General features: G+C 52.8%; 12 protein-coding genes and 1 riboswitch. Of the genes, 3 read left to right on the plus strand and 9 right to left on the minus strand.

The genetic code is table 11. From position 1 onward, the window contains the following. Positions 1-5 precede the first annotated feature (5 nt). The 4 genes from B2633_RS15710 to B2633_RS15725 are packed head-to-tail and all read right to left on the minus strand — an operon-like array spanning position 6 to position 2,494. Complete coding sequence (locus B2633_RS15710) at positions 6-419, minus strand: cobalamin-dependent protein (RefSeq protein ID WP_483171639.1); 414 nt, start codon at positions 417-419, stop codon at positions 6-8. A 14-nt stretch (positions 420-433) separates the two neighbouring features. Beyond that, a complete protein-coding gene (locus B2633_RS15715) occupies positions 434-2,113 on the minus strand; it encodes a methylmalonyl-CoA mutase family protein (RefSeq protein ID WP_483171640.1) in 1,680 nt (559 codons plus the stop codon). 40 nt (positions 2,114-2,153) lie between these two features. Then, positions 2,154-2,372, minus strand: coding sequence for a M24 family metallopeptidase (locus B2633_RS15720; RefSeq protein WP_483171738.1), 219 nt, complete (start codon positions 2,370-2,372; stop codon positions 2,154-2,156). After that, positions 2,369-2,494 (minus strand): hypothetical protein, encoded by a 126-nt coding sequence (locus B2633_RS15725; RefSeq protein WP_483171641.1) that lies wholly within the window; start codon positions 2,492-2,494, stop codon positions 2,369-2,371. The genes B2633_RS15720 and B2633_RS15725 overlap by 4 nt, the downstream gene beginning before the upstream one ends. A 610-nt stretch (positions 2,495-3,104) precedes the next feature. On the opposite strand from B2633_RS15725, the gene B2633_RS15730 reads away from it, so the two are divergent. Both B2633_RS15730 and B2633_RS15735 read left to right on the plus strand, forming a co-directional pair. After that, on the plus strand, positions 3,105-3,761 hold the full coding sequence (locus B2633_RS15730) for a fibronectin type III domain-containing protein (protein ID WP_483171642.1): 657 nt from the start codon (positions 3,105-3,107) through the stop codon (positions 3,759-3,761). Continuing rightward, positions 3,733-4,731, plus strand: a complete 999-nt coding sequence (locus B2633_RS15735; RefSeq protein ID WP_483171643.1) for an S-layer homology domain-containing protein — start codon at positions 3,733-3,735, stop codon at positions 4,729-4,731. The genes B2633_RS15730 and B2633_RS15735 overlap by 29 nt, the downstream gene beginning before the upstream one ends. Positions 4,732-4,858: 127 nt before the next feature. On the opposite strand, the gene B2633_RS15740 is transcribed toward B2633_RS15735, so the two are convergent. The 5 genes from B2633_RS15740 to fdhF form a co-directional block, all read right to left on the minus strand. After that, positions 4,859-5,818, minus strand: coding sequence for a formate/nitrite transporter family protein (locus B2633_RS15740; RefSeq protein ID WP_483171644.1), 960 nt, complete (start codon positions 5,816-5,818; stop codon positions 4,859-4,861). Positions 5,819-5,957: 139 nt separating this feature from the next. Then, a complete protein-coding gene (locus B2633_RS15745) occupies positions 5,958-7,181 on the minus strand; it encodes a complex I 51 kDa subunit family protein (RefSeq protein ID WP_483171645.1) in 1,224 nt (407 codons plus the stop codon). Between the two features lie 17 nt (positions 7,182-7,198). Further along, positions 7,199-7,648: an NADH-quinone oxidoreductase subunit NuoE gene (nuoE, locus tag B2633_RS15750; protein ID WP_483171646.1), complete on the minus strand. Its 450-nt coding sequence runs from the start codon at positions 7,646-7,648 to the stop codon at positions 7,199-7,201. 168 nt (positions 7,649-7,816) lie between these two features. Then, complete coding sequence (locus B2633_RS15755) at positions 7,817-8,842, minus strand: molybdopterin-binding protein (protein ID WP_483171647.1); 1,026 nt, start codon at positions 8,840-8,842, stop codon at positions 7,817-7,819. Positions 8,843-8,855: 13 nt separating this feature from the next. Continuing rightward, positions 8,856-11,534 (minus strand): formate dehydrogenase subunit alpha, encoded by a 2,679-nt coding sequence (fdhF, locus tag B2633_RS15760; protein WP_483171648.1) that lies wholly within the window; start codon positions 11,532-11,534, stop codon positions 8,856-8,858. A gap of 207 nt (positions 11,535-11,741) precedes the next feature. After that, positions 11,742-11,878: riboswitch (molybdenum cofactor riboswitch) on the minus strand. On the opposite strand from fdhF, the gene B2633_RS15765 reads away from it, so the two are divergent. After that, a complete protein-coding gene (locus B2633_RS15765; RefSeq protein ID WP_483171649.1) occupies positions 11,834-11,959 on the plus strand; it encodes a hypothetical protein in 126 nt (41 codons plus the stop codon). Its footprint overlaps the riboswitch before it by 45 nt. The last annotated feature ends 133 nt before the right edge of the window (positions 11,960-12,092 follow it).

Here is a 12,092-nt window from a genome sequence, read left to right on the forward strand (position 1 = left end):
TCCGGCTAGACTTGCGGAGCAGCTTCTCCTTGCACCCAATCCAATACCGGTGTCAGGGAGCTGCCGCTGGGAAGAAATATAGCTTTAACACCCTGGCTGTACAGATATTCAAAATCCCCAGGGGGAAGCGCCCCTCCGCCAAAAATAAAGATTTTGGTATTCCCGGCGCCATTTTCTTTGAGCCCCTTGGCTATTGCCGCCAGGAAGTGGCGATGAGCGCCTGACGAGCAGCTTAACCCCAATAAATTTATGTTCTCCCGGATGGCCATATCCACGATTTCCGCCACGGTTTGCCGGCGGCAACGATACAATACTTCAAAGCCTGCTTCGCGCAGCAGCCTTACCAGCAGTTTGGCGCCCTGGGGATGCATATCGAGCCCTGGCTGGGTGATCATTAATTTCATACCTTTAGAGGACATGTTTTTCCTCCTCCCTAATATATTCCGGGATCCCGGTATTCGCCAAAGACCTCCCGGTAAACATCGCATATTTCCTGGATGCTGCTGTAGGCCTTGACCGCTTCAATACAGTAAGGCATCACGTTTTCTCCCCTTTTACAGGCCTGGGCGAGATCTTCCAGGCACTGGCGCACCTGCCTGTTGTCGCGTGTTCTGCGGACGCTGTTCAGGCGTTGGATCTGCTCGGCTTCCACACGGTCGTCTATTTCCAGGAAAGGGATATCGATCTTTTCTTGGGAATGATACTTGTTTACTCCAATCATGATTTTGTCCCCGGCGTCGATTTGGCGCTGGAATTTGTACGCGGCGTCCGAAATCTCCAACTGGGGAAATCCTTTCTCGATGGCTGCCACCATGCCGCCCATTTCATCAATTTTCTCAATATATTCCCAGGCCTGTTCTTCCATTTTATTGGTTAAAGCCTCTACGCAATAAGAACCGGCCAGGGGGTCGATGCTGTTTGCCACCCCGGTTTCTTCGGCGATGATCTGCTGAGTACGCAAAGCGATCTCCACGGCATGGTCCGAAGGCAGACAGAGCACCTCATCCAATGAATTGGTATGCAGAGACTGGGTTCCGCCCAATACCGCCGCCAGGGCTTCAATGGCAGTTCTGACCACGTTGTTGTAGGGCTGCTGGGCTGTCAAAGAACAGCCTGCCGTCTGGGTATGGAAACGCATCCACATGGAGCGCGGATCTTTAGCCTGGTAGCGGTCCCGCATGGCTTTGGCCCAAATCCGGCGCGCAGCCCTCAGCTTGGCGATCTCTTCAAAGAAGTCGATATGGGCGTTGAAGAAGAATGAAAGCCGCGGTGCAAATTCATCCACCGCCAGGCCTTTACGGGCTACGATATCCTCTACGTATTCCATGCCGTCACGCAGTGTAAAGGCCAGTTCCTGCGCCGCAGTCGAGCCGGCTTCCCTGATGTGGTAGCCGCTGATGCTGATGGTATTCCATTTGGGCACATACTTGGCGCCAAATTCGACCGTATCGCTGATCAGCCGTACGGAAGGCTCCGGCGGGCACATAAAAGTCTTTTGGGCAATAAATTCTTTCAGCATGTCATTTTGAATGGTTCCGCCGATTTCGCTCAAAGGTACGCCCTGGCGTTCGGCCGCCGCGCAGTACATGGCCCATAGAACGGTAGCCGGCGGATTGATGGTCATGGATGTGGTGACCTTGCCCATAGGGATGCCTTTAAACAAGGTCAACAAGTCATCCAGGGTATCGATGGCGACCCCGCATTTGCCGCATTCGCCGCGGGCTTTGGGCGAATCGGTGTCATAGCCCATCAAGGTGGGGAAATCAAAGGCGGTGCTTAACCCGGCGTTGCCGCTCTGCAGCAGCATGTGCCAGCGCCGGTTGGTATCCTCGGCACTGCCCATTCCTGAAAACATGCGGAATGTCCAGTATTTGCCCCGATATCCCGTAACCTGATTGCCGCGCAGGTAGGGGAACTGCCCGGGGTAGCCGATGTCACTGGCAAAGTCCATGTTTTGGATATCCTCTGGCGAATAAAGCCGTTCGATTTCCAGATCGGAAACGGTTGACCAGCGCTCTTTCTGATCAGCTTGTTTGGCTGTGCTGCGGCGCACCTCATCTTCCCACTTTTTTCTTAATTGGCCCGACTGCTCCCATGTAGTCACATCAAACATTTGATCACCTCCTGTTTTTATGAACGGAACAACCTTGTATCTAGGGGAGAAAGCCGATATTTTCATCAAAAACCGTCAGATTCTTCAGACCCTGGGGGGTGACCACCAGGGTGTTTTCGATGCCGACCGCGCCTTCAGGGAAAACGAATTTAGGCTCCAGGGCGAAAACCATGCCTTCTTCCAGGGGCACATCGTAGCCCCGGGCTATCACCGGAAGTTCATCCAGTTCGATGCCGATCCCGTGTGCGATAAACCCTATCGGACCGGGATAACCCTAATGATCGCTCCGTCCAGATCTTTCTCTTTCATCAACTCCTGCAGGCGTGCGGTTCGCTGTTCCAATTCCACCCCCGGAGTGCAGCGCGTTGGTTGATAGTTCATACATCTCCCTCCTTCATGTTTTAAACCCAATGTAGCACACAAGAAGAGGCTGGAAATCCAGCCCCGTTAACACTTATACTCTTTAATACTTTTTAGGGCGGGGTAATTTGCCTTCCCCTTAAGCAGACAGGTGTTTGCGGGGATGTTGGTTTTAACATGGTAGTTTAATGGGTGGGCAATGGCTGCCACATGGGTGGGCAAACACGTCACATCAGTGGAAATAGCGGGCATCGGTTAACATGACTGTGCCTGAACTATCTCGATTGACGTAAGGCTTGCCGGTACTGAAGCCCGGCGGTTCTGGCTAATCCAATATTTTGTTTAACGAGGTGTGTTCTAATGAAAATGAAGCCATGCCATAAATTGAGTACTGCTGTAATGTTGTTCGCGTTAGCTTAACGTCCGCAGGCTGAATCCAGGTGATCACAGCGCGCCGCTGCAGCCCTGCTGGGAGTTCTGGGAGTTGACAAAAGTGTGGTAGAAAATGTGAAACCAGACTAGACACTAACAGGCAAAAGAACCGACCCCATGCCTCCTGTGTCTTGCAGAACTATGCAGGAAAAAGTGAAGAGGTAAATGGATAATCATATTTAATTGGGGGGTGAATTCATTGTTATCAAGTTTTAAAAAGGGCCTGGTGCTGACCTTGGCAGCCTTATTTTTATTGCTCAGCCCCTGGAACACAGCAGCCATTGAAGCTGAATTGCCGGAAGGAACTGTGGAGATTGCGAAATTTAATTGCATAGACGGCCAATATGTATTCGAAAGGCCCGCAGGTAATCAAGGTATGGTTGTGATCGGTCCTGGCGCAGACGGAGATGGAGGTTCATTCACAGCTTCCGTTCCTATTGCTGCAGTAGTGGTTGCAGGAGGGGGTGGTTTCAGCTGCAAAACCTATTCGCCGCCGGTAACATCGGGTACGTTTGATAACAATGGTTTGCCTGAAGAAGGCTCCGCCCCGGATATCGAATATGTAATCTTTGCGAGACCGCTAAACGATCATGCTCCTCCGGTATGGCCGGCCGGGAGCAGCCTTACCGCCAGCGATACTGGCAGTACATGCACCACCCTTGAGTGGACAGAGGCAACCGATGACACCGGCGTTACCAAATACAGGATTTATAAGGATGATGTTCTCCTGACCACGGTGGCAGGAACGATTAATAGTTATGAAGTAACCGGGCTTTCTTCCTCGACCAGCTTGAATTTCAGGTTGAGGCCGGTGACGGCGGCGGAAATTGGACCAAAGGACCCGCCGTTACGGTAGAGCCGCCGCGACTTTCATTGTCACCACACTGGAGGACATCGTGGCTGCAGGCGACGGAATACTATCCTTGCGCGAGGCTATCCAGGATGCTTCGGCAGGTGACAGCATCCTATTTGATTCCAGCTTAAAAGACGGCGCCATTACGCTTTCATCCCAACTCGACATCGGCAAAGACCTGATCATTGACGGCGGAGAAAATGAAATCACCATCAGCGGCAATGACAGCTGCAGGGTGTATAATGTGTCTTCGGGAAACGTTGTCTTGAAAAACCTGAGCTTGTGTGACGGTAACGCTCCTGAAGGCTCCGGCATCGTAACCGCGGTATTCCCTAAAACCAAAGCCTCAAGCAGCGGCGGTGACTCTGATGGGGCCCCACCGGACCCTGACATTCCTGAGCAGGAAGAACCCGAGCCGGACGACATCCGCCTGACTGATATTGAGGGCCACTGGGCTGAAGCCAATATCAGGCACTTGATCGCAATGGGAGCCATAGACGGTTACCCCGACAACACCTTCCGGCCGGACAATCCCATTACCCGCGCCGAATTCACCGTAATAGCGGTTAAAGCCTTTGGCCTGCCGGCGGCGTCCGGCCAAGTATTTGCCGACACCGCTGACCATTGGGCCCGGGACTATATAGCCGCCGCCGCAGCGATCGGCATCGTATCAGGTTATAATGATCGGGAATTCGGCCCGGATGATCATATCACCCGTGAGCAGCTGGCGGCCATCCTGTGGAGATACGCCAAATTCAAGGGCTATGATGTCAGTGTCGGGGAGGATACCAATATCTTGAGCTACAGCGATGCTTTTGAGATCAGCGAATATGCCATACCCGCCATCCAATGGGCTTGCGGCGCAGGCCTGCTGGAAGGCCGCACCGAAAGCAGCATAGCTCCTGGCGAAAATGCCTCCAGAGCGGAAGTGGCAGTCGTGCTCAGCAGGTTCCTCGATAAAGCAGCGAAATAACTGGTAATTAGCATTTTGGCTGGGGATAGACATTTCCGGTAAGAAGAATGGGAGGGGGGATTGCCCCCCTCCTGGTTGTGAGGAGGTCAAAGGCGAGGAATATACCTTTGACATTTTATTTTCGCTCTTAAGCGGCAATGTCTTTCTTGACGGTCCTGGTCTGAGGCAGCAGATAGCTGTACCAGTAGATGCTGCCCACAAATATGCCCCCGCCCACAATGTTGCCCAGGGTCACGGGGATAAGATTCTTCATAAAGAAGGCCCCCCAGGTCATGACATCCGCCACTGAAACCTTAAAAGCAGCTACCGCAGCGGCGGCGTCAGCCGGTGTCATGGTGGCGGCAACCGCCGTCTGGGCGGCTACATCTACGATACCCGGTATATGGGAAACCAAAATGCCCATGGGAATAAAAAACATATTGGCCACGCTATGCTCGAAGCCGCTGGCCACGAAAGCCATGATGGGGAAGAAAATACCGAATACTTTGCCGACCACGTCTTTGCTGGCCAGAGCCAGCCAGACCGCCAGGCAAACCAGCCAGTTGCAGAGTATGGCCCGGCAGAAAGCAGACATCCAGGTCAGTTCCAATTTGCCCTTGGCCACCGCCAGAGCTTTGGCGCCCACTGCACCCTTGAACAATCCCAGTGCTGCTGTGCCATCAAAGAATCCGTAAAAACCGCCGGCCACAATATAAACCAAGAGCAGGGAGCCGGCAAAGTTAGCCAGCCAGATAATAACCCAGTTCTTCACCAGGTCACCCCAGCTGCAATCCCCGTTGAGCACGCCGATCACGAAGAACATGTTGTTGCCGGTAAAGAGTTCGGCTCCGCCGATAACCACCAGCATCAGGCCGGTGCTGAACACGGCGCCGAACATGAACTGTCCCAAGCCGTTACCAAGGTATTTGGGAATATCGTTGCCGATTACGGTAGCCAGGTTGGCGCCGAAGCCGATATAGGCCCCGGCCAGAATACCCAGTACAATCAGTTGTCCCATGGATAGGGTTTTCTTTTTGCCGCTGGCTCCGCAGGCCGCCACGGCTACTTCTCCGGGAGCTAAAAAGTTCATAAAAATCATCCTTTCCATATACGCATATTACCTGTATCCGCCAGCAGGTACAGGTGGTAGAACATAGGGTTGGGGGACGGGCGCTTTATTAAGGCGCCCTCCCCCTGGTTTGCGCTGCATTGCGGACCTAGCAATGCTTGAGAAGTCGGTTGATGTTCTAGTTTAGTTTAGCGGCATAATCATTCTGAAAGTGCTTTAGTGTGGTCAAGAACGGCGCCGGCGCCGCTTGTCCCAAACCACACAGGCAAGCCCTGGCCATCACTGTTCCAAGCCTTTCGGCATTGTCTAAATCAGACGCTATTCCCTGGCCCTTTTTCAAACGATGTACCGTTTCATGCAAACGCTTGGTACCCTCGCGGCAGGGAGCGCACTTCCCACAGGATTCATGTTCAAAGAAGCTGGTTATACGCTCAATAACATCGACAATATCACGGGTTTCATCCATCACCAAAACCGCCCCGGATCCCAGGGTGGCTCCTTTAGCGGCCATAGAGTCAAAATCAATGGAGGTGTCCAGTAAGGTTTCCGGAATAAAACCGCCTGATGTGCCGCCTACTTGAACCGCTTTAATTTTTTTGCTTCCCACCAGACCGCCGCCGAAATCATAAACTACCTGACGAAGGGTGGTATTGGTAGGCACCTCGACAAAAATCCGGTTGGCGACATCGCCGGTCAGGGTGAGAACTTTGGTGCCGGGATAACCGGCAGCTCCTATACTTTTGTACCAGTCGGATCCTTTTTCAACGATGACCGGAATGTTGGCCAAGGTCTCCACATTGTTAACGATGGTGGGTTTTCCCCACAGTCCGCTAACCGGGGGAAAAGGCGGTTTAAAGCGAGGCTCGCCCCGATGCCCTTCAATAGATTCGATCAGAGCGCTTTCCTCTCCGCATACATAAGCGCCGGCGCCCATGCGCACTTCGATGTCGAAGCCATCCAACACGCCTTTTTCTTTGGCCTGGGCAATCGCTTTTTTCAAGGTTTCAACTACATAAGGATACTCGCCCCGGCAGTAGATGTAACCTTTGCTGGAACCGATGGCATAACCGCAGATGGCCATGCCTTCCAGAACGGACTGGGGATCGTTTTCCATAATGATACGGTCCTTGTAGGTTCCGGGTTCGCCTTCATCCGCGTTGCATACCACATACTTTTGCTCGGAAGCGATCTGTGAAGAAAAACTCCACTTCATACCGCAGTTGAAACCGGCCCCGCCCCGGCCCCGCAGCCCCGATTGCTTAACCAGGTCGATAAGGTCTGACTGATTCATGCTCCGGGCTTTAGCCAGCGATTGATAGCCTCCGGCGTTAATATAATCATCGATGTTGAGCGGATCAATTTTACCAAAATTGCGCAGCACGACACGCATTTCCTCAGACATTGATTTCCCTCCTTTCACTACTTGTATTCGGCCAGCACACCGGGAATTTTCTCGGCGGTCAAATCCCCGTAAGGCTTGCTGTTAACGGTAATTACCGGAGTAGCCTGACACTGTCCGACGCACTCGGTAAACTCCAGGGTAAACTTTCCATCTGCCGTGGTTTCACCCATTTTAATGCCCAGTTCTTTTTCCAGAGCCGCCACAACCTGATCGGCTCCGGCGATATGGCAGGGGGCGCTTTCACAGATGCGGATCACGTTCTTGCCGCGTTTTCCCACCTTGAAGTAGGAATAGAATGTGGCCACCCCATAGGCCTGAGCCTTGGACATATTAAAGGCCTGCGCAGCAGCGGCGATAGCATCTTCCGGGATATAGCCGTACTTCTTCTGCATAGCGTGATAGGCTTCAATAATACCTCCGGGTAGATATTGATACGGACTGATAATCTCTTGATAAACTGTCAACATTTATTCACCTCCTGTATTTGCGTGAATCTCCATGAACAGTCAAATTCACCGCGCTTATGCCCCCCACCGCCTCCAATATGAAAATGGTTTCTGCTGCTAAAGCCGGATATGGTTTAGAATCTGCGCCTGGGCTTCTTCCAAACTGGCATCAACCAACACCTCTTGGAATTAGGTCGCTTTGCCAAAGGGACACTGGGGAAAATGACAGATATTACACTCTCCACACAGACCTCCATGGCCCATAGCCGCAATATCCATACGGGATATCAGGTCGCCGGCAAATATCCGCGGCAGCAGAAGATCCAATGTGGTCTTACGGCTGAACAGGGCGCCTCCCGGCACACCGCATATAGGCACATGTCCCTGGTAAGCCAGCATAAACTGGGAGCCAGGCAAAATCGGAGCGCCATAGAAGATAAGCTCCGCTTTGGTAGCCTTGATGGCCCGGGGCGTGGCATCGTCGGCATCCACCGACATACCCCCGGTAACCACAATCAGCTCGGCGCCTTCGGCAATAAAGTTCTGAATCTCCATAGTGATCAGCTCAGGTTCATCAGGAACAATAATCTGTCCCATCCAACGTCCTCCATAAGGTGCGATCTTATGACGAATGACCTGGGCAAACCCGTCTCTTATCCTGCCGCTGTTTACCTCGCTGCCCGTAGTAACCACTGCGGTCCATAACGGGAAAAACGGCTTTACGGTGAGAATAGGCGTCCGGCCTACGCAGAACTTTTCCGCCGCTTCGATGATGCTGCGTTCAACCGCCAGCGGAACCACCCTGGTGCCAGCTACGATCTGGCCTTTGGCCACCACCCGGTCATTGTGCAAGGTGGCAAAGATAATGTCGTTCAGGAGATTCATCCGGGTCAGTTGTTCGGCCTGAACTTTGAGCAGCCCGTCATAAGCAGCCCGAAGATTTACCTTGCCCTGATTGGGGGCCGTCCAGGTAAGACCGGGACCGGCTGCCATATGGGCCAGCCGCAATGCGGCCTCATCTTCATGCACCGAGGAGTCATCGGGCTCCCAGACGTAAATATGCTCTTTTCCCAGATCCTTCAATACCGTTATATCCTCGGGGCGGATAACATGACCCCGTTTGAAGGCTCTCCTTTTTACAGCACCCGGCACAATCATGGTAATATCATGGCCCAGTGATTGCCCGATTGCCTCCGTTAAAGCTATTCTAAGCATAGCAGCCTCCTGCCTAGGCCTTGGCGATTTTTACAGCGCACACCTTGTACTCACCGGTGCCGGCAATATCACATACAAAAGGACTGGTAAGTTCATTGGTGGGCGTATCACTATGATGGTGGGACATCCAGATGACCCCGGGCTGCACCCGCTCAGTTACCCAGACGGTGGTGGTCACTTCACCCCGGCGGGACGTAACCTTCATGCGGCTGCCGGTAACCACACCCAATTTTTGAGCTTCCTGCGGGTTGACCTCGGTCATCTCACGATCCCATACACTGGCCAGGCCTGCTGAATATTGGGTGGTCACATTATAGTGCTGCATGACCCGACCGGTGCACAACAAGATGGGATAATCCGCATCGGGTAATTCTCCCGGAGGAATATGCTCATTGGGCTGGAAGCCTCCCAGCCCGCGGGTAAATTTGCCGATATGCAGAATGGGCGTACCGGGATGATCATTGGAGGGGCAGGGCCAGTGCACGGATTCTTTTTCCATACGCTCAAAGCTGATGCCGGCCATGGATGGAGATAATGATGCCATTTCAGCCCAGATTTCACTGGGATGGTTATAGCTCATGGGGTAGCCCATGCGGGTGACCATCTGACAAATGGTTTCCCAGTTGGCCTGCCCGGGCAGAGGCTCAATAGCTTTACGAACCCGCTGAGGCCGGCGTTCGGTATTGGTAAAGGTACCGTCGCATTCGGCGAAACTGGCGGCCGGCAGCACCACATCCGCAAATTCGGCGGTTTCGGTCAGGAAAAGTTCCTGTACTACAAAAAAGTCCAGCCGTTCCAGGGCTTCTTTGATATGATTGGCATTGGGATCGGTCAGAACCGGATTTTCACCCAGAATATACATGGCCTTGACTTTTCCTTCATGGGCGGCTTCAAACATTTCCGGGATCTTCAAACCCACTTTATCAGGCAAGGAAACGCCCCAAGTCTTTTCATGTTTTTCCCGGGCGGCCTGGTCGGTAACACTCTGATAGCCGGAATAGACATTGGGCAGAGCGCCCATGTCACAGGCCCCTTGAACGTTGTTCTGTCCGCGGACCGGGTTGACGCCCACCCCCGGCCGGCCGATATGACCGGTCAGCATGGCCAGGTTGGCAATGCTCATAACGTTGCGGGTTCCGCAGATGTGTTCGGTGATGCCCAGTGAATAGAAGATCATGGCCTTGTCAGTGGTGGCATACAGGCGGGCCACCCGGTAGAGGTCTTCCACGGCGACCCCGGTTATCTCGGAGACGCGTTCCGGCGTGTATTCGGCGGCCAGCGCTTTCATGGCTTCGTAATTTTCAGTGCGTTCGGCAATGAACTTTTTGTCTTCCAGACCTTCTTTGATAATGATATGCATTAACCCATTGAGCAGCGGAATATCGGTGCCGTGCTTCTGCCGCAGCCAAATGTCCGCTTCAGCGGCCAGTTCGGTGCGACGGGGATCGCAAACCACCAGTTTGCAGCCTTTGCGCGCTGCCTGGCGCATTTTATAGCCGACCACCGGATAGGCTTCAGTAGGATTGATGCCAATCAGGAATAACAGTTCGGCTTCATCAGAAATTTCAGCAATGATATTGGTCATGGCGCCGCTGCCGAAAGAATTAGCCAGGCCGGCCACTGAAGGAGCATGGCAGGTGCGGGCGCAATGGTCGACATTGTTGGTACCCAAATGAGCCCGGGTGAACTTCTGTACCAGGAAGTTTTCCTCATTCGTGCAGCGGGCTGAGCTTAACGCCGCAAAGGAATCGGGACCATTCTTGGCTTTGTTTTCGTTGAACTTCTGGGCAATCAGCTCAAAAGCTTCGTCCCAGGAAGCCTCCTCGAATTTACCATTGCGCTTGATCAGCGGAGTTTTAAGGCGCTTTTCATTGTAAATGAAATCCCAGCCAAAACGTCCTTTTACACACAAGCTGCGACCATTTACCGGAGCATCTGGATTGGAGAGCACGCCGATCACTTTGCCCTGGTTTACTGCCAGGTCGAAATTGCAGCCGGTGCCGCAGAAGGGGCAGGTGGTTGTGACCCGTTCCAGATCCCAGCGGCGGGCCTTTCCGGCCATGGACTTTTCGGTCAGTGCCCCGGTGGGGCATACCGCCACGCACTGCCCGCAGAAAACGCAATCCGAATCAATGTAAGGAACATCCCCGGCGGTGGTGGCTTTACGGTGGAAGCCGCGATGCAGATAAGACAGGTTGTCCTTGCCGGTCATTTCTTCACAGGCTCTTACACAGGCGCCGCACAGAATACATTTGTTCAAATCCCGGATAATGAAGGGATTGCTTTCGTCTATGGCATAGCTGTGTTTCTCCCCTTGGAAAGCACTTTCTTTCACGCCGTACTGGTAGCAATAATCAGCCAGCTTACAAGCACCCAACTTGTCGCAGGTCATGCAATCCAGGGGATGATTGGCGATGAGCAGTTCCAGGATGGTTTTGCGCGCCTCGACGACGGCAGGCGAATCAGTGTGCACGATCATTCCGGGTGATACCGGTGTTACACATGAAGCGGGCAGCAGGCGGTTACCTTCTATTTCCACTACGCATAAGCGGCATGCTCCCAAAGGACTCAGATCCGGATCATAGCACAACCTGGGAATAGGAATGCCAGCATTTTCAGCAGCCTGGAGTATTGTGCTCCCCGCCGGGGCTTCAACCTCCTTCCCATTGATGATCAGTTTAATGAGTTCCACTACCATCACTCCTTTCAATAATTCCAGGGATAAGCAAATAAAAAACCTCCTATCTGAATAGAAGGAGGGCCTTCATTGCCATGGATAATCCTGTCAATGACTTGCATTCAAATGCACGCTCCTTCCCCTGTCCAGAAACGCCTCAAGGCGCCCATTGCACATCAACACCCAATGTTCTGCTCAGCAAAACCAGGGCAGCGCAAATAGATTTCTCGGCCAGTGACTCCTTTCCAAATAAGGGAGGCAAACCCGTTTCCAGATTTACCGTACTGGTATATAACCAAGTCGGCTAAATCCCCATGGCCGAAGCTTTAGGAGAAGTCGCTTTGGAGCTACGCTTTGAAAAATATCAAATTTTCAACATGAATATAATGGACACGCAAGTTCGCAGGGCAAAAGCACACATCGCTTGTACAATGAACTGAGAGAGGAGAAAAGCTTCGTGAAAGGCTTATCTGAAGCAAGATATACCTTTAACCAGGCTGGTTGCAGGCATTGGCGTGGGTCGTATGTCGGCAGCCAGAAGCAGTTAAGAAAGGCTTCCATGAATTCAATTCT

The organism is Syntrophomonas sp. UBA1041 (assembly GCF_002316705.1).
Lineage (GTDB): Bacteria > Bacillota > Syntrophomonadia > Syntrophomonadales > Syntrophomonadaceae > DTU019.

Coding starts and splice junctions, on each gene's coding strand:
- B2633_RS15740 (WP_483171644.1), bottom strand. CDS start 5,818: ATGGAAAGGATGATTTTTATGAACTTTTTAGCTCCCGGAGAAGTAGCC.
- B2633_RS15755 (WP_483171647.1), bottom strand. CDS start 8,842: ATGCTTAGAATAGCTTTAACGGAGGCAATCGGGCAATCACTGGGCCAT.
- nuoE (WP_483171646.1), bottom strand. CDS start 7,648: ATGTTGACAGTTTATCAAGAGATTATCAGTCCGTATCAATATCTACCC.
- B2633_RS15765 (WP_483171649.1), top strand. CDS start 11,834: ATGGCCGAAGCTTTAGGAGAAGTCGCTTTGGAGCTACGCTTTGAAAAA.
- B2633_RS15715 (WP_483171640.1), bottom strand. CDS start 2,113: ATGTTTGATGTGACTACATGGGAGCAGTCGGGCCAATTAAGAAAAAAG.
- B2633_RS15725 (WP_483171641.1), bottom strand. CDS start 2,494: ATGAACTATCAACCAACGCGCTGCACTCCGGGGGTGGAATTGGAACAG.
- B2633_RS15710 (WP_483171639.1), bottom strand. CDS start 419: ATGTCCTCTAAAGGTATGAAATTAATGATCACCCAGCCAGGGCTCGAT.
- B2633_RS15745 (WP_483171645.1), bottom strand. CDS start 7,181: ATGTCTGAGGAAATGCGTGTCGTGCTGCGCAATTTTGGTAAAATTGAT.